Source organism: Actinoplanes lutulentus (assembly GCF_003259845.1).
GTDB lineage: Bacteria > Actinomycetota > Actinomycetes > Mycobacteriales > Micromonosporaceae > Actinoplanes > Actinoplanes lutulentus.
Genome location: NZ_QLMJ01000020.1, coordinates 31,343 through 46,611 on the forward strand (window position 1 = coordinate 31,343; position 15,269 = coordinate 46,611).

Below are 15,269 nucleotides of genomic sequence, written 5' to 3' on the forward strand. Positions count from 1 at the left end.
CAACTTACTTAGAATGGTGGGCATGACCTCCGACCGGCCGCTGCGCGCCGACGCCGCCCGCAACCGTGCGTTGCTGCTCGCGGCGGCGGAGCGGGAGTTCGCCGCGCGGGGCCTGGACGCCTCGGTCGCCGACATCGCAGCCCGTGCCGGGATCGGCAAGGGGACCGTGTTCCGGCACTTCCCGACCAAGGACGACCTGCTCTCCGAGGTGATGCTCGACCGGATCGGCGCGCTCACGGCGGCGGGCGAGCGGCTGACCGGATCCGGCGATCCCGGCGCGGCGCTGCTGGAGTTCCTCACTCTGGCCGCCGACCGGCAGCAGAACGCCGACATGTCGGTTCTCCAGGAGGCCCACGCGGTCAACGAGCGGCTCACCGAGGCCCGGGGCCGGATGTTCACCCTGATCGAGACGCTGGTGACGCGGGCCCGGGAGTCCGGGGCGATCCGTGCCGACATCACCGGCACCGACGTGGTCCTGCTGATGTGCGCGCCCGGCCACGTGGCCGGTTTCGCCCCTCCGGGCAGCAGTCCGGACCTGTGGCGCCGATACCTCGCCATCATCTTCGACGGCCTGCGCCCGGCAGGCGCGAGCCCGCTGCCGGTGGACCCGCCCCGGATGAGCTAGCCCGGCGCCACCGTCGCCCAGACGACCTTGCCGCCCCGGGCCGGCATCGCTCCCCAGGCGGTGGCGATGCCGTGGACCAGGCGCAGGCCTCGCCCACCGGCGGCGGTCAGATCCGGGTCCGGAGCGGCGAGGCGAGGAAACCTGCTGTCGCCGTCGCGGACGGCCAGATGCAGGCAGTCACCGGCCCTGATGACGGTCGCGACCATTTCGGTACGGGCGTGCTGCACCGCGTTGGTCGCCAGCTCGGACATGATCAGGGCGGCGTTCGGCCGCAGCTGCGGGATATGCCAGGCGTGACAAGCCTGCGCGACCAGCTCACGGGCGGTCCGCACCGCGGAAGCCCGCCCGGGGAGCCGGGCCTGCAGCCGTCGATGCGTCGGCGACATCCGGCCGGCGATCGCCACCCGCGCCTGCGGAACAGTGGGGAACACCAGCGGCTGACGCCCGTCGGACTGCCGCAGCCGGTAGCTCAGCATCGTCGCCGTGGGCAGGCACAACGCCAGCAGCAGAACGGAACCGAGACGGCCCGATCGCGCCGCGTGCGTCCAGAACGGCAGGCTCACCCCGTGCAGATCACCCATGTTCTGCAGGTCGATGATGATTCCCGTGGTCGGCCCGGCCTCACACATCCGCAGGGTGTCGGCCACCTGGTCTCTGAGTTCGGGTGACCATCGGCCGTGCACCGTCATCTCGACCACCGTGCTGCTCGCGTCCGCGGCGACGCCGACCGACACTCCACGGTGGGCGGTGCCGGTGGTCAGCAGGTACGGAGGCAACTCCACGGCGGTCACCGCTCGCCTGCTGATCCGGTCTCGTCCCGCTGCGGCCGTACGCCGGCGAGGCGGCGGAGGAGTTCGGCTGTGCGGTGCTTGCCGCTGGCGTGGTGGGCCGCGTTCGCCGGACGGTGACCGTTGGCGGGTCCGCGCGGCGACTCGGTGATGTGGCAGCCGACCCATCCGGCACCGGTCTCTTCCGGCGGGTCCAGGGTCGGGCGGACAGGGTGCGTTCGAATGGGCATGACAGCTCCAGGGACGCCAGAGATGGCGATCCGCTACCGGGGTCTGGAGCAGCGAACGACGGTGAGGTAAGGGTATATCAACACATAACAGGGAGGGCTGACCGTCAGCCGGCGTGCTCGATGCCGGCGAGCAGCTCGGGTGCGTGCCTCCGATCCGTGCCGTCGGCCGCGGCGGCCAGCGTGGAGCCGGCCGATGCCGGGGTCGCGTCGACCGGGACCACCATCAGGTCGAAACGATCGCGCCCGAACTCGCTCATGACGGTGACCAGTCCGGCCGGCTGGGAGGCGTACCAGCAGAGCCGCACCGCGTCGCGGCCCTCGCCGGCCCGCGGCGGATGCGGCTGGTCCCACTCGGCGTTGTTGAGCAGCACGTGGGTGATCTCGCCGCGAAGGCCGGTCAAGGCCTTCACCAGCGAGGGGAGCTCGGCGATCACGTCCGTGGAGCGGGGCCACCAGGCACCGTCGAGCAGGGTCGTCCGGGACGGATGCGGGTCGAGCTGGAGCCGGATGGACTCCGGTGCTGCCCGGGGAGCGGTTGTCTGGGTCATCGGAATGCCCTTCTGCGGTCATTGATGTGCCCGCTCGATCAGCGGGACGAAGACCTATGGGGCTCCCAGTCACGCCGACGACGGCGTTGACCATCGGTGTACCCGTCCGGGCGTGGCACAAACCAGTGATCGACTGGCTCAGCCCGCGTTGACCCGTGCCTCGACGGCGGCGACCGTGCTGGCCAGGGCCTTGCTCAGGAAGCCCGGCCCGGCGAAGCGGAACAGGAAACCGAGCGTGTGGCCCTTGAGGTTCTTGCCGTCGCGGACCACCACGACGTCGATGTCGGTGGTCCCGTCGGCCAGCGGCGTCAGCGTGTACGTGTGACCGGAGCGTCCACCCCAGACGTTGGAGTCGGTCGTCCGCATCGTCACCCGGCGCACATCCGACCAGTCGTAGCTGAGCCGTTCCCAGATCCCGCCGGAGCCCTCGGTGACGTCGGCGGAGGTCGGCCCCTGTGCGTGCACCCGTAGGTCGGCGTCGGCGCTGTTGCCGAAGATCTTCTCGCGGCCCGGCCCGAAGTCGGTGATCGCGGCGACGAACTGCTCCGGGGTGACGGTGGTGTGCTGGTGCAGGCGGATCGTGGACATCGTGAGCGCTCCTTGTTTTCGGCTGCGCTCAGATTGCCCGCGACGGCACCCCGGCCGAGCCAGGGAAGGACCCTGGTCGTGATCCCTGGCCCACTGGCCGAGTGCCCGGTCGGGGTGCCGGCATGGTGACTAGTACATCGTGGCCGAGGTCTCGCAGCCGACCAGGGTGTCCTTCGTGGCGAACCGGCAGTTGTCGGTGCCGATGCCACCGTCGAGAAGGCTGCCCTTGTTGTCGGACCAGCTGTCGAGGGTGTCGTTGCCGGCCTCGCCGTAGAGCTTGTTGCGTCCTTCGGTGCCGTCGAGCTGGTCGTTGCCGCCGCCGCCGAAGATGACGTCGTCACCGGCCGCGCCGTCGATGGCGTTGGCCGCGTTGTTGCCGGTGAGCCGGTCGTTACGGCTGCCGCCGTAGATGTTCTCGATGTCGGCGCCGACAAGATCGCGTTCGCCGGCCAAGCCGTCGTCGGCGACGCCGTCCAGATCGACCGTGACCGGCTTGGCGTAGCCGCTGTAGCTCACCTCGTCGGTCCCGGGGCCGCCGAGCAGCACGTCCGCGACGGCTGTTGCGGCGTTGTGGTCGCCGACGAACTCGTCGTTGCCGGCGCCGCCTTCGAGGCGGTCCCGTCCGGCCAACCCGAGCAGGATGTCGTGGCCATGACCGCCGTAGATCTTGTCATTGCCGGCCATGCCGACCAGGAAGTCGTTTCCGCGGCCGCCGTAGATCACGTCGTTGCCGGGCCGGTGCGGGCCGTAACACTCGCAGACCGCGTCGCCGTGGACCGTGTCGTTACCCTCGCCGGCGTTGACGTAATCGGCGCCCTCACCGGCGTAGATCTCGTCGTCGCCGCCACCGCCGTAGATCTTGTCGTTGCCGTTGTCGTAGCGGGTGAAGATGTTGTCGCCGGTGAGGAAGTCATCCTTCGGGCCGCCGGTCAGCTTGTCGTTGCCGTCGCCGCCGTCCGCCTCCATCCGCAGGTCGCTCTTGTTGACCACGGAGTCGTTGCGGTCACGCAGCTCGACGTACACCTTGGTGGGTGTCTTCTTGGTCGTGCAGCGGACCTTTGTCTTGTCGCCTTTGACCTTCTTGCAGCCCTTGCCGGGCCTGATCGCGACCCGGTCGTCGATCGTGACGGTCCGCCCGGAGCGGGTGACCACGACCTTGTTCGTGGCGGTGCCCGCCTCGAACGTGACGGTCGAGGTCCCGGCCTTGGCGGAACCCGAAACGGTCGCGGCGGCCTGCGCCGGACCGGCGACGGTTCCGGCAGCCACCGTGAGGACCAGTGCGATGCCGGCTCGTGCCGCCCACTTCTGACGTGGCATCACCACACCTGCCGCGTCTCGCAGCCGACCACGGTGTCCTCCGGTTTCGCGACGCATACGTCGGTGTTCAGGCCGCCGTCGAGACGACTGACGCCGTAGGCGGTGCGCAGCAGATCGTTGCCCGCCTCGCCGTAGATCTTGTTGCGCCCGTCGCCGCCGTACAGCTGGTCGTCGCCGGCGCCACCGAGGATGACGTCGTCGCCGGCCAGGCCGTTGATGTCGTTGGCCGCGTTGTTACCGATCAGGCGGTCGTTGCCGGCTCCGCCGACGAGGTTCTCCACGTCGGCGCCGACGGTGTCGCGCTCGCCGGGCAGCCCGTCGTCGCCGGAAACGCCGTCGAGGTCGACGGAGACCGCCTTGGCGTACTGGTAATCGACGGTGTCCCTGCCGGATCCGCCGAGCACCACGTCGGCGGCGAACGGGCCGCTGTTCAGGTCACCGAGGAGCTGGTCGTCGCCCGCCCCGCCTTCGAGGCGGTCACGGCCGATGGCGCCGTTCAGGAAGTCGTTGCCGTTGCCGCCGTACAGCTTGTCGTGGCCGTACATGCCGGCGAGAACGTCGTTGCCGTTGCCGCCGCGCAGCTCGTCGTTGCCGGCACGGTTACGGCCGGTGAGGCAGTCGCAGTCGCCGGCGATCCGGTCGTTGCCGTCGCCCGCGGACACGTAGTCGGATCCGTCGCCCGCGTCGATGTCGTCGTTGCCGGCGCCGCCGTAGATCTTGTCGTTGCCGCTGCCGGAGCGGTAGGCGAAGTCGTCGCCGTCGAGGACGTCGGCCTTGGGGCCACCGGTGAGCTTGTCGTTACCGCTGCCCCCGTTGGCGATCAGGCGCAGGTTGCTCTTGTTGACCACCGAGTCGTTGCGGTCACGCAGCTCGACGTACACCTTGGTGGGTGTCTTCGTGGTCGTGCAGCGGACCTTGGTCTTGTCGCCCTTGACCCGCTTGCAGCCCTTGCCCGGCTTGATCTCCAAGCGGTCGTCGATCGTGACGGTCCGGCCGGACCGGGTGATCACGACCTTGTTCGTTGCTTTCCAGTCCGCGTCGAACTTCACGTTCGTGCTGCCGGCGGTCGCATAGCCCCACGACGCTGCCTCGGCCGGAACGGCCACGGCAGCGACGGCGATCGTGGTGAGCAGGGTGAGGCCGGCGCGCATCGGCCACTTCGTGATTCTCACTTATGTACATCCCCCGATGTCGAGTGTGCGCGCATCATAGAGGGGTGGCGATCTTGCCCGGGATCGGTTATCGCGTCATTCTTCGTCCTCGACGAATTCGAGCAGGTCGCCGGGCTGGCAGTCGAGGACGCGGCACATCGCCTCCAGGGTGCTGAAGCGCACGGCTTTGGCCCGGCCGTTCTTGAGCACCGCCACGTTCGCCGGGGTCAGACCGACCAGCTCGGCGAACTCGCCGACGCTCATCTTGCGCTTGGCGAGTTGCACGTCGATGCGACCTATCGAAAGTCAATAGATTTCACGGCGTCGCGTTCATCAGGGCCAGGCCGGTTGCCGGGTCGAAGGGGACTGACTCGTGGTCGTGGGTGATCAGCCAGCGGCCGTTCTCGCGTACGCAGCCCAGCGTCGCCCGGACCCACATGTCGACCTCCGCGCCGTTCTTCAGCGTGCCGGACACGTGATAGAGGAACGAGCAGAAGCCGACGTCGCCGTTCGCGGTGACTTGCAGGTCCTGTACCTCGTACCCGATGTCGGAGGCGTAACCGTCGAACCAGGACCGGGTCGCGGCCTCGACCGCCTCGTTGCCCTTCGCGTGCAGCGGCGGCAGCACGTTGAAGGTGACCACGTCCGGGTGCTGCCGGGCCGCGAGGGTCTTCGCGTCCTTTGTCGCGACGGCCGCTACACGTTCCGCCACGAGTTCCCGTAGTTCCTTGTCAGCGTCCATGTCTGACGGCTTACCCTCTGCCGACCGCAGAACTCCTTGGATCGCCCGGCCGGTTCGTGCCAGCGTGAACCGGGTGACCGTCTTCTCCCTGCAGGCCCAGCCCACCGACGCCAGTTCCTGGCTCGCTCTCGCTCGCCGCGCCGAGGAGCTCGGCTTCGGCAGCCTGCTCGCCGCGGACCATCCCGGGTCGAGCGCGGCGCCATTTGTCGCCCTCGCTGCCGCTGCCGCCGTCACCTCACGGCTCCGGCTGGGTTCCAACGTCACCAACACTGGGGTACGCGAGGCGGCCCACATCGCCACCGACGCGGCCACGCTCGACGTGGTGTCCGGTGGCCGGGCGATCGTCGGACTCGGCGCCGGGCACACCCCGGCGGAGTGGCAGGCCATCGGCAGGGAACGCCCGGACGTGCGCGGCCGGGTCGACCGCTGCCTGGAGGTGGCGCGGGCCGTCCGCGAGCTGCTCGACGGTGGGCTGGCGAGTCCACGGCCGGTTCAGGAGCGGGTTCCGATGACGATCGGCACGGCGAACTCACGGCTGCTGCACTGGGCCGGAGGCCACGCGGACATCGTGGGGCTGAGCGGCTTGGGTCGTACCCTCGAAGACGGCCATCGCCATGAGGCCCGGTGGCGGACCGCCCAGATCGACCACCAGGTGGAGCGGGTCGTGGCCGGCGCAGCCGGACGGTCTTCGCCTTTCGCTGTGGAAGCGCTCGTGCAGATCGTCGAGGTCACCGACGACGCCGAGAAAGCCGCCGCGCCGCACGCGGAACTCCTCGGGATGCCGGTCGCGGAGCTGCTGGACGCGCCGTTCGTGATGATCGGGACGGTGGGGGAGATCCGCGGCGCGCTGCAGCGGCACGAGAAGCGGTGGGGGATCACCCGCTACGTGATCCGCGAGCCGGGCATGGAGGCGGTCGCCGCCCTGATCGAGTGACCGTCACTCCTCCCAGACGTCGACGCGGGGGAGTCCGCGCAGGTCCCGGGCGGTGTCGACCATGCGCTGGACCAGCGGGGTCTTGCGCCGGGTGTAGGTCTCCGCGTCGAGGTCGGCGAGCTCGCGTTTGAGGCCGGCGTATTCGTCCCGGTCGCCGGGCGTCTGCAGCAGGTGGTCGCGCAGCAGCCGTTCGTTGCGGGTCTCCCACGAGTCGGCGCCGACCACGTGCAGGTGGTAGGCGACCGGCGTTCCCTCGCGGCGATAGAACAGCCGATCCGGCATCCCGGTGTCGAGCCGCCGGTAGCCGATCTCTTCGAGGTGCGCCTCCCCGGCGAGGACCATGTCGAGCGAGCTGGTGGCCGCCATCAGGTCGATCACCGGTTTGGCGGCGAGCCCAGGAACGGCGGTGCTGCCGACGTGCTCCACCTCGGAGACCCGCCCCGGCAGCGCGACGATCACCTCACCGATGGCGTGCCGCGCCAGCTCGGCCCACGCCGGGTCGTAATCCAAGATCTCGATAGTCACGCAGCACCCCATACCCAAACCAAAAGGACAAAAATCCCTTGGGTACGCCTCAGCGACCTCAACCCTGACCCGCAACGGGTGTGACGCGAAGTCCTGTCTTCCCGGGGGCTGAGCGAGGGCCGGTGAAGGGATATGTCGATGGCGTGGTGATCGACACCCTTGAAGTTTCAACATCGCGGGCGGATGCTCTTGGTGAAACTTCAACAAGTTGGGGGACGCCATGACGGTCACGCTGGGTTTGCCAGCCACGCGGGTGCGGACCCGGGTGTCGGTGCCACTGCGGTTCCCGGACGGGTACGCGACCACGGCGGACGTCTTCACCTTCACCGGCCTGGTCGACGGCCGTGAGCACCTCGCCCTGGGGCTCGGCCCCTGGCGGGACGCGCTCACCGCGGATGAAGCGCCTCTGGTGCGCCCGCACAGTGAATGCCTCACCGGCGACGTCTTCGGCAGCGAGCGCTGCGACTGCGGGCCGCAGTTGCGCGAGGCTGTCGAGCGGATCGCCGAGCAGGGTGGATTCCTGCTCTACCTGCGGCAGGAGGGCCGTGGCATCGGGCTCTACGCCAAGCTGGACGCGTACGCCCTGCAGGACACCGGCCTCGACACCTACCAGGCCAACCTCGCGCTCGGGCACGCCGAGGACGAGCGGGATTACACGCCGGCCGCGCAGATGCTGACCACGCTCGGCGCTGACCGGATCCGGCTGCTCAGCAACAACCCGGACAAGGCGGCGCAGCTCGAAGGCCTGGGCATCGAGGTGACCGGGCGGATCCCGACCGGTGTGCACCTGACCGGGGCGAACGCCCGGTACCTGACGGCGAAGCGGGACCACACCGCGCACACGCTCGACCTGCCGCTGGCCGGCTGACATGACCGTCACCCGCGTCGAATCCCTGGCGACCCATCACGACTGGATGCAGGCCGCGCTGACGTTCTCCCGGCTCGCGCCGCCGGTCGACTCCCGGTATGCGGTCGGCGCGATCGTCGTCGACTACGACGGCAGCATCCTGGCCACCGGGTACACCGGCGAGAACGACCCGCACGAGCACGCCGAGGAGGCCGCGCTCTCCAAGATCCTGCCGGGCACCGACCTGTCCCGGGCCACGATCTACACGACGATGGAGCCCTGCACTAGCCGCCGCTCCCGGCCCGCGTCCTGCACCCAGCTGGTGATCGCCGCCGGGTTCGGGCGGGTCGTGCTCGCCCTGCGCGAACCGCTGCTGTTCGCCGACTGCGACGGCGTCGACACGCTGCGCCTGGCCGGCGTCGACGTCATCGAGCTGTCCGATCTGGCCCACCACGTCCGCGCCGTCAACGCGCACGTCCTCGCGCCCGGCCAGGCAGGATGACAACCGTGACCGAGGCCGAACCGCGCTGGCTCACCGACTCCGAGATGCGTACCTGGCTCAACCTCGCCCAGGTCCTGATCCTGTTGCCGGCCACCCTGGATCGGCAGCTGCGCGAGGACACCGGGATACCGCACGCCTACTACCAGATCCTGGCGAACCTCAGCGACTCCCCGGGCCGATCGATGCGGATGACCGATCTGGCCCGCATGGTCGGCACCACGCCGAGTCGCCTGTCGCACGCGGTCGCGAGCCTGGAACAGCGTGGCTGGGTCCAGCGCCAGGCCTGCCCGAACGACAAACGCGGACAGATCGCCTGCCTCACCGAACTGGGCGTCGCGACCCTGCGCGATGCCGCACCGGGCCACGTCGCCGAGGTGCGCCGCCTGGTCTTCGACAACCTGACCCCGGACGAGATCGCACAGTTGGGCGAGATCACCTCGAAATTGCTCCCGCGCCTCGCTGCCGGCTGACGCCCGGTGGGCGTACCCATCAAGGGTTTTGATCTTGATCTTGGTCTGCACTCTTGGTAGAGCCCGGGTTCGCCGCTGTCTGCGTGAGCGGGCACAATGGGAGGGTTGGTTGGCGTGGGGACTTCAGGAGGAACGGTGGCGCTTCAGGAACGGCCGGAAACGTGCGTGATTGCCGTCGACGGCCCGTCCGGTTCGGGCAAATCCACCGTTTCCCGGCGGCTAGCCGTCGCGGTCGAGGGTGTGTACCTCGACACCGGGGCGATGTACCGGGCGCTGACCTGGGCCGTGCTTCAGGGCGGCGCTGACCTCGCGGACCCCGAGGCGATCGCCAAGATCGCGCTGGAGACCGAGTTGTCGATCGGCACCGACCCGTCGGCGCCACACTTCGCGGCGAACGGCACCAACGTCGACGCGCCCATTCGCGGCCCGGAGGTGACCGGTGCTGTCTCCGCCGTCGCCGCCGTTCCCGCCGTGCGAAAGCACCTGGTCGCGCTGCAGCAGGCGATCATCGCCGCACACCCGCGCATCATCGTCGAGGGCCGCGACATCGCGTCCGTGGTCGCCCCCGACGCCGATCTGAAGGTCTACCTGACCGCGTCCGCCGCCGCACGCGCCGCCCGGCGCAGCGCCGAGGACGCCACCGACGTCGCCGCCACCGAGGCCGACCTGGCCCGCCGCGACAAGCTCGACTCCAGCCGCGCGGTCGACCCGCTGCGCCAGGCCTCCGACGCCATCGAGGTGGACACCACCGGGATGGGCATCGACGAGGTTGTGGCGCATCTGCTCGATCTGCTCAACAGCAAGGTAAGTAAGTGACTGATCTCCCCGCCGACCTCGATCTCAATGATTTCGAGGGTGGGCTCGTATTTTCCGATACCGACGGTTCCGATGACTCATCGGAATTTTCCGGACCTGTCCCGGTTGTCGCCGTGGTCGGCCGCCCGAACGTGGGCAAGTCCACCCTGGTGAACCGCATCATCGGCCGCCGTCAGGCAGTCGTCGAGGACGTCGCCGGCGTGACCCGTGACCGGGTCCCCTACGACGCCCAGTGGAACGGCCGGCGGTTCACCGTCGTCGACACCGGCGGCTGGGAACCCGACGCCCGCGACCGTGCCGCGGCCATCGCCAACCAGGCCGAGATCGCCGTGCAGACCGCCGACGTGGTCATCTTCGTCGTCGACGTCACCGTCGGCGCCACGGACGTGGACGAAGCCGCGGTCAAGATGCTGCGCCGCAGCCACAAACCGGTCATCCTGGTCGCCAACAAGGCCGACAACCAGAACCTCGAACTCGAAGCCGTGTCGCTCTGGCAGCTCGGCCTCGGCGAACCGTTCCCGATCTCGGCGCTGCACGGCCGCGGATCCGGCGACCTGCTCGACAGCATCCTGGCCGCGCTGCCGCCGACCCCGCCGGTGATCGAGGGCACCCCCCGCGGCCCGCGCCGTGTCGCCCTGGTCGGCCGGCCCAACGTCGGCAAGTCCAGTCTGCTCAACCGCCTCGCCAAAGAGGAACGCGCCGTCGTCGACTCGGTCGCCGGCACCACCGTCGACCCGGTCGACAGCCTGGTCGAGATGGATGGCGACATCTGGCAGTTCGTCGACACGGCGGGCCTGCGCAAGCGCGTCAACCAGGCCTCGGGTACGGAGTACTACGCGTCCCTGCGTACCGCAGGCGCCGTCGAGGCCGCCGAGGTCGCGGTCGTGCTGCTCGACTCCGGCGACGTGATCAGCGAGCAGGACCAGCGGGTCATCTCCCAGGTCGTCGAGGCCGGGCGGGCGCTCGTGGTCGCCTACAACAAGTGGGACCTGGTCGACCCCGACCGGCGGATCTTCCTGGACAAGGAGATCGACCGCGACATGAAGCGGGTCGCCTGGTCCATCCGGGTGAACATCTCCGCGAAGACGGGGCGTGCCGTCGACAAGCTGGCACCCGCACTGCGCAAGGCGCTGGCGTCGTGGGAACAGCGGGTCGCCACGGGTGCCCTGAACCAGTGGATCACCGCGTTGACGCAGGGCACGCCGCACCCGGTTCGTGGTGGCCGGGCTCCTCGGGTTTTGTTCGCTACGCAGGCTGGGGTGGCTCCGCCGCGGTTCGTGCTGTTCACGACTGGGCCGTTCGATGCCGGGTATATCCGGTTCATCGAGCGGAAGCTGCGTGAGGAGTTCGGGTTTGAAGGGTCGCCGATCGAGATCTCGGTGAAACCCCGGAAGAAGCTGGGGCCGGGGGGTCGCGGTAAGGCTCATGGGTAGTGGTTGGTAAGCTTTAGGAGATGTCGCGCCGGGCTGTGGTTCGGGGCGGGATCGGGCTGTAGCGCAGCTTGGTAGCGCACTTGACTGGGGGTCAAGGGGTCGCAGGTTCAAATCCTGTCAGCCCGACCATTGAAAAGCCCTGACCAGCATAAACGCTGGTCAGGGCTTTTGTTTTGCCCTATTCGATTTTGAACCGCCCCCCGAAAACCCCTGATTTACCCGAACCGGCGGGCAGGTTCGTCATAAGTGATCAGCGGTGACGGCCGCTGATCATTCGGCCCGTTGTTCGCGATTTCGGGCCGGGCTTTTGGCGGCCGTTCTGTCCGCGCCTAGCCGTTCGAGGATTTCGGAGTTGTCCGGAGCGATCGCAGGCTTGGCGATGTAGTAGGTGGCGGTGACCTCTTCACTGCCATGGCCCAGCTGGGCTGCGGCGCTCTTGGTGTTGGCCTCCTCGTCGATGAGGGTCGCGACGGTCTTGCGGAAGGTGTGCGGAGTAACCCAGGTGAGGTCGGTGTCCGCTCGGGCCTGACGCCACTGGCGGCGAACGTTGTTGGGCTGAAGCCAGGTGCCGTTCCTGGAGGCGAACACGGCATCATGCTCGTTCTCGGCGGCGGTGAGTTTGCGGGCCAGGAGCATGCCGACGGCGAATCCAGGCAAGACGATCGTTCGGTAGCCGGCCTCGCTTTTGGTCCAGCCCTGGCGGAAGACGCCTCTGCCTTTGACGTAGACCAGCGTGCCGCTGATAGTCAGAACGGGACGGCTCTTGGACAGGTCGAGGTCCGACCACCGAACGGCGAGGATCTCGCCGATGCGGGCACCGGTCGCGAGCATGAGATCGATGATGTCGGCAAGGTCGCCGGTGTGCCGAGGTCCAGGTTTGCCGGGGACGGGCTCTTGCCAAGTCCGAATCGCTGTTCGGACGGTTTCGAGCTGCTTGGTCTCAAGGGCGGTTACTTCGCGGCGCGGCTTGCGGAGTCGTCCGGTGTCGCGGACGGGGTTGGTGGGGATAGCGCCGTGGCGTACCGCGAGCGCGAACATCTGGCTCAGGGCGACCTTTGCGCCCTTGGCCTTGGACGGGTGGTTCTTGGCGATCTCCCGAAGGAAACGGTCGAGACGCCCCACCGTCACCTCCCTGATCCGAAGCTCGCCGAGGGCCGGCAGGATGGCAGTGCGCAGCGTGCCACGGTAGCGATCGATGGTTTGCGGGGCGATCCGTTCCTCGTCGGTGAGCTCTTCGATCCACTTCTCGCTCAGGGAGGAGGCGCGGGTGTCGCGACTGATCTCGTCGTCGTTGGGGATGGCGCGGTCACGCAGCTTGACCTTCAACGCTCGGATGGCTGCTGGACTGCTGACATCCGTTGCCTCCACGTCGCGGGTCTTGCCGTCGTAGTCGCGGAAACGTGTTCGGGCGCGGAATCGGTTGGGGCCGACCTGTTCGGTGCGGATCGCGCCGTACGTGCCGATGGGTAGTGGAGGTCGCGCCAAGGCTCAGCGCTCCGGGTCGGTGTGGGCGTCGAGCCATTGTTCGACCTCGCTGCGTCGGTAGCGCAGGGTGTTGCCGACGCGGATGGCGCGTGGTCCCTTGCCTCGGCTGTGCCAGGCGTAGAGGGTGTTCTTCGGCTTGCCCAGCCATGCCGCGACGTCGTCGACGGTCAGGAGCGGATCGGGCTGCCAGCCGCTTGTAGCAGGCGCGGTCATTGGTGAACTGCCTCGGAGGCGCCAGGATCGGCGAGCCACCTGCGGCCGGTGGAGTGTGGATTGGGCGGGCACGGATGAGATGTCCTTTCAGCGTCCCAGCCGGGGTACGACCAGGGATCGGTGGCGCCACCGCCGCTATCGACGGTCGCGGCGCGCATCGCGCGTGCCCGTTGATCCATCCGGAATGGGCTGAAAGCATCAAGCCGCAGGTCAGTGCCGGTTTCTGGCAGCCCGACGTAGGTCATCCAGTTACCGCCCCGGAGGCACAGAAGATGATCACGTCTTCGTGCTGGGGGAGCCATTGCGGGTCGCCTTTGGCGATGGCGTCGCGGACGTTCTTCTGTTGAAAGAAGGACGCGCGAGGTACAAGAACGCCGTCGCGGACGCCGGCCATCAGGGCGACGCATTCCTCAGCCAGTTCGAGCCCGGCGGTTACTCCGGCGGCGACGACCATGCCGGGGATATCGACGAGCTCGCCGTGGCGGCGGTACGGCCTCGCCGTGACGACGACGTGCCCGCCGGGCCGCAGGATAGTCCGGCAACCGGTGAGGATCGCGGTGAAGCCTTCGGCGAGCTCGTCATGGTCGCGGTAGGCGAGGTTGTCGCTGCCGCCGTACCGGTGGTGTAGCTTGCGGACTTTGCCGTGCTGGCGGCCGGGACTGCGGACCTGGCCGTGTGTGGACGAGCCGTACGGCGGTGAAGTGATCACGAGCGCGACCTGCCCGCGGATCTGCGGAGGCAACAGCGTGGGCAGCAGCCGGGAGTCGCCGGTGTAGATCTCCCCGGTGCCGGGCGCGCCATTCTTGGTGGCGAGGGCAATGTTGACGGCGGCCAGGGCCGCCCAGCGGTCTTCGTACTCGACGCCGATGCCGCGTCGGTCTAGGTGCATGGCTTCGACGATGGTGGTGCCGATGCCGGCCATCGGGTCGGCGACGAGGTCGCCGGGGTCGGTGTAGGTGTTGATGGCGTAGCGAGCGATGGTGGGCAGCATCTTGCCCGGGTGGGTGATCGACTCGGCGTCGTACCGGCCCTTGCGGAGTTCCCGGGAGGGTTGCTGTCCGGTGAGCCAGACGGAGCCGGGGTAGCCCTGGGCGAGAAGTGCGGCGACTGCGGCGTTGCCGCGACTCGGGGTACTCGGGGTTTCATGCATCGGCGGCCTCCGGGATGGTCGAGGCGAACGCGAGCAGGTCGTGGTGAGCGCGGACGTGCCTGCCGTCGAGCAGCGGCGGCCGGCAGGCCGGACTGAGTTCGGCGCGGGGCTCGGTCGGCGGCAGTGGCACGAGGACCGCCGGGATGTGCTGGTGGTAGATCAGGCCGGCGGTGCGGGCCGCGGCGATGACGCTCGATCGGTGCCCGATCGCCTCGGTTCCTGGCCCGGCGGTGAGCAGCGTGAGCAGGAACCCGCCGGGACGAAGCTCTGCCTGCCATGCGTCGATGGCGCGGCTGAGGCTCGAGACGTCGCGGCTGTCGACGTCGAGGCGAGGCAAGGTGACCACGATTAGTCCAGCAGGCGGCGCAGTGGGCTGAGCGGTGGATCCGTCGCTTTCCTCGGGCGACACCTCACGCTGGGCGATACCACCTGACGGGTGGCGGTGGAGATGACGCGCGGCCGCGGCGATGGTCGGGTGGGCGTCGAGGTCGAGCACGGCGTCGCCGTCGCGGGTGTATCGGGCGATCAGGTGCGCGACATGCTGCGGGTGGATGCCGTACCAGTCGGGCAAGCTCGCACCGGACTGCTGGCGCGGACGGTGGGCGTGCGGCGGGACGAGGAACAACCCGACGGGGGCGCGAGGCGGGCGGTCATCGGTGGGGTGAGTCTGCGGCATAGGCATGGTGGGCCATGTCCGCCGACGAACGCTGACATCTAGAGATACAGATTGCGGCCCGATTTTCGACATCGGCCCGTCGCGTCAGCTCCGACGCCGGTCGCTTCAATGCCGGCAGCGCGTCTCCTTGAACAAGATCAAGGCAGAGATTGAACACGCAGCTCAAGACCGGGATCGTGCGCGGGCCACTGGGACGATGTGGAGTCAACGGGGCCCGTCCGGCGGCAAC

Annotated in this window: 20 protein-coding genes and 1 tRNA gene; 8 read left to right on the forward strand and 13 right to left on the reverse strand. The window is 68.8% G+C overall.

All coding sequences use genetic code 11. From position 1 onward, the window contains the following. The first annotated feature begins 22 nt into the window (after nucleotides 1-22). On the forward strand, nucleotides 23-625 hold the full coding sequence (locus B0I29_RS34595) for a TetR/AcrR family transcriptional regulator (RefSeq protein WP_111653512.1): 603 nt from the start codon (nucleotides 23-25) through the stop codon (nucleotides 623-625). Here B0I29_RS34595 and B0I29_RS34600 read toward each other — a convergent pair. From B0I29_RS34600 to B0I29_RS34630, 8 genes are all read right to left on the reverse strand, one after another. Further along, nucleotides 622-1,407, reverse strand: a complete 786-nt coding sequence (locus B0I29_RS34600) for an ATP-binding protein (RefSeq protein WP_181558118.1) — start codon at nucleotides 1,405-1,407, stop codon at nucleotides 622-624. The two genes, B0I29_RS34595 and B0I29_RS34600, sit on opposite strands and share 4 nt — an antisense overlap. Before the next feature lie 5 nt (nucleotides 1,408-1,412). Then, nucleotides 1,413-1,643, reverse strand: a complete 231-nt coding sequence (locus B0I29_RS46070; RefSeq protein WP_181558119.1) for a hypothetical protein — start codon at nucleotides 1,641-1,643, stop codon at nucleotides 1,413-1,415. Nucleotides 1,644-1,747: 104 nt separating this feature from the next. After that, nucleotides 1,748-2,191: a DUF5994 family protein gene (locus B0I29_RS34605; protein WP_111653360.1), complete on the reverse strand. Its 444-nt coding sequence runs from the start codon at nucleotides 2,189-2,191 to the stop codon at nucleotides 1,748-1,750. Nucleotides 2,192-2,329: 138 nt separating this feature from the next. Next, a complete protein-coding gene (locus B0I29_RS34610) occupies nucleotides 2,330-2,779 on the reverse strand; it encodes an SRPBCC family protein (protein WP_111653361.1) in 450 nt (149 codons plus the stop codon). Between the two features lie 129 nt (nucleotides 2,780-2,908). Continuing rightward, complete coding sequence (locus B0I29_RS34615; protein WP_111653513.1) at nucleotides 2,909-4,096, reverse strand: calcium-binding protein; 1,188 nt, start codon at nucleotides 4,094-4,096, stop codon at nucleotides 2,909-2,911. Next, nucleotides 4,096-5,268, reverse strand: a complete 1,173-nt coding sequence (locus B0I29_RS47605) for a calcium-binding protein (protein ID WP_281270935.1) — start codon at nucleotides 5,266-5,268, stop codon at nucleotides 4,096-4,098. Before B0I29_RS47605 ends, B0I29_RS34615 begins: the two co-directional genes overlap by 1 nt. Nucleotides 5,269-5,343: 75 nt before the next feature. Beyond that, nucleotides 5,344-5,532: a helix-turn-helix domain-containing protein gene (locus B0I29_RS34625; protein WP_425452365.1), complete on the reverse strand. Its 189-nt coding sequence runs from the start codon at nucleotides 5,530-5,532 to the stop codon at nucleotides 5,344-5,346. 31 nt (nucleotides 5,533-5,563) lie between these two features. Then, nucleotides 5,564-5,989, reverse strand: coding sequence for a YybH family protein (locus tag B0I29_RS34630; RefSeq protein ID WP_146616977.1), 426 nt, complete (start codon nucleotides 5,987-5,989; stop codon nucleotides 5,564-5,566). A gap of 73 nt (nucleotides 5,990-6,062) precedes the next feature. On the opposite strand from B0I29_RS34630, the gene B0I29_RS34635 reads away from it, so the two are divergent. Beyond that, entirely contained in the window at nucleotides 6,063-6,923 is an 861-nt protein-coding gene (locus tag B0I29_RS34635) for an LLM class flavin-dependent oxidoreductase (RefSeq protein WP_111653515.1), read from the forward strand. A gap of 3 nt (nucleotides 6,924-6,926) precedes the next feature. On the opposite strand, the gene B0I29_RS34640 is transcribed toward B0I29_RS34635, so the two are convergent. Further along, nucleotides 6,927-7,448 (reverse strand): GrpB family protein, encoded by a 522-nt coding sequence (locus B0I29_RS34640; protein WP_220091512.1) that lies wholly within the window; start codon nucleotides 7,446-7,448, stop codon nucleotides 6,927-6,929. A gap of 220 nt (nucleotides 7,449-7,668) precedes the next feature. Here B0I29_RS34640 and B0I29_RS34645 point away from each other — a divergent pair, with 220 nt between their 5' ends. The 6 genes from B0I29_RS34645 to B0I29_RS34670 all read left to right on the forward strand — a co-directional run bounded on the left by B0I29_RS34645 (nucleotide 7,669) and on the right by B0I29_RS34670 (nucleotide 11,645). Beyond that, entirely contained in the window at nucleotides 7,669-8,316 is a 648-nt protein-coding gene (locus B0I29_RS34645) for a GTP cyclohydrolase II (RefSeq protein ID WP_111653365.1), read from the forward strand. Nucleotide 8,317: 1 nt separating this feature from the next. After that, on the forward strand, nucleotides 8,318-8,797 hold the full coding sequence (locus tag B0I29_RS34650; protein ID WP_111653366.1) for a deaminase: 480 nt from the start codon (nucleotides 8,318-8,320) through the stop codon (nucleotides 8,795-8,797). Between the two features lie 5 nt (nucleotides 8,798-8,802). Beyond that, nucleotides 8,803-9,267, forward strand: coding sequence for a MarR family winged helix-turn-helix transcriptional regulator (locus tag B0I29_RS34655; RefSeq protein ID WP_245972984.1), 465 nt, complete (start codon nucleotides 8,803-8,805; stop codon nucleotides 9,265-9,267). Nucleotides 9,268-9,402: 135 nt separating this feature from the next. Then, entirely contained in the window at nucleotides 9,403-10,083 is a 681-nt protein-coding gene (gene cmk / locus B0I29_RS34660; protein WP_111653368.1) for a (d)CMP kinase, read from the forward strand. Continuing rightward, nucleotides 10,080-11,516: a ribosome biogenesis GTPase Der gene (der, locus tag B0I29_RS34665; RefSeq protein ID WP_111653369.1), complete on the forward strand. Its 1,437-nt coding sequence runs from the start codon at nucleotides 10,080-10,082 to the stop codon at nucleotides 11,514-11,516. Before cmk ends, der begins: the two co-directional genes overlap by 4 nt. Nucleotides 11,517-11,568: 52 nt before the next feature. Next, nucleotides 11,569-11,645: transfer RNA gene (locus B0I29_RS34670), tRNA-Pro, on the forward strand. Nucleotides 11,646-11,786: 141 nt separating this feature from the next. Here B0I29_RS34670 and B0I29_RS34675 read toward each other — a convergent pair. From B0I29_RS34675 to B0I29_RS34690, 4 genes are all read right to left on the reverse strand, one after another. Continuing rightward, complete coding sequence (locus B0I29_RS34675; RefSeq protein ID WP_111653370.1) at nucleotides 11,787-13,001, reverse strand: tyrosine-type recombinase/integrase; 1,215 nt, start codon at nucleotides 12,999-13,001, stop codon at nucleotides 11,787-11,789. 3 nt (nucleotides 13,002-13,004) lie between these two features. Further along, nucleotides 13,005-13,214 carry a helix-turn-helix transcriptional regulator gene (locus B0I29_RS34680; RefSeq protein ID WP_111653371.1) on the reverse strand — a complete coding sequence of 70 codons (210 nt, stop codon included), beginning with the start codon at nucleotides 13,212-13,214 and terminating at the stop codon, nucleotides 13,005-13,007. A 241-nt stretch (nucleotides 13,215-13,455) separates the two neighbouring features. Then, the gene (locus B0I29_RS34685) at nucleotides 13,456-14,364 is read right to left on the reverse strand and encodes a TRM11 family SAM-dependent methyltransferase (protein WP_111653372.1); all 909 of its coding nucleotides are present in this window, start codon (nucleotides 14,362-14,364) and stop codon (nucleotides 13,456-13,458) included. Further along, a complete protein-coding gene (locus tag B0I29_RS34690) occupies nucleotides 14,357-15,040 on the reverse strand; it encodes a hypothetical protein (protein WP_111653373.1) in 684 nt (227 codons plus the stop codon). Before B0I29_RS34690 ends, B0I29_RS34685 begins: the two co-directional genes overlap by 8 nt. Nucleotides 15,041-15,269 lie beyond the last annotated feature (229 nt).

What these genes read in the sequence shown, in the direction of transcription:
- B0I29_RS34595 (WP_111653512.1), top strand. Translation starts at nt 23, where the DNA reads ATGACCTCCGACCGGCCGCTGCGCGCCGACGCCGCCCGCAACCGTGCG.
- B0I29_RS46070 (WP_181558119.1), bottom strand. Translation starts at nt 1,643, where the DNA reads ATGCCCATTCGAACGCACCCTGTCCGCCCGACCCTGGACCCGCCGGAA.
- B0I29_RS34605 (WP_111653360.1), bottom strand. Translation starts at nt 2,191, where the DNA reads ATGACCCAGACAACCGCTCCCCGGGCAGCACCGGAGTCCATCCGGCTC.
- B0I29_RS34610 (WP_111653361.1), bottom strand. Translation starts at nt 2,779, where the DNA reads ATGTCCACGATCCGCCTGCACCAGCACACCACCGTCACCCCGGAGCAG.
- B0I29_RS34615 (WP_111653513.1), bottom strand. Translation starts at nt 4,096, where the DNA reads ATGCCACGTCAGAAGTGGGCGGCACGAGCCGGCATCGCACTGGTCCTC.
- B0I29_RS34630 (WP_146616977.1), bottom strand. Translation starts at nt 5,989, where the DNA reads ATGGACGCTGACAAGGAACTACGGGAACTCGTGGCGGAACGTGTAGCG.
- B0I29_RS34645 (WP_111653365.1), top strand. Translation starts at nt 7,669, where the DNA reads ATGACGGTCACGCTGGGTTTGCCAGCCACGCGGGTGCGGACCCGGGTG.
- B0I29_RS34650 (WP_111653366.1), top strand. Translation starts at nt 8,318, where the DNA reads ATGACCGTCACCCGCGTCGAATCCCTGGCGACCCATCACGACTGGATG.
- B0I29_RS34680 (WP_111653371.1), bottom strand. Translation starts at nt 13,214, where the DNA reads ATGACCGCGCCTGCTACAAGCGGCTGGCAGCCCGATCCGCTCCTGACC.
- B0I29_RS34685 (WP_111653372.1), bottom strand. Translation starts at nt 14,364, where the DNA reads ATGCATGAAACCCCGAGTACCCCGAGTCGCGGCAACGCCGCAGTCGCC.
- B0I29_RS34690 (WP_111653373.1), bottom strand. Translation starts at nt 15,040, where the DNA reads ATGCCGCAGACTCACCCCACCGATGACCGCCCGCCTCGCGCCCCCGTC.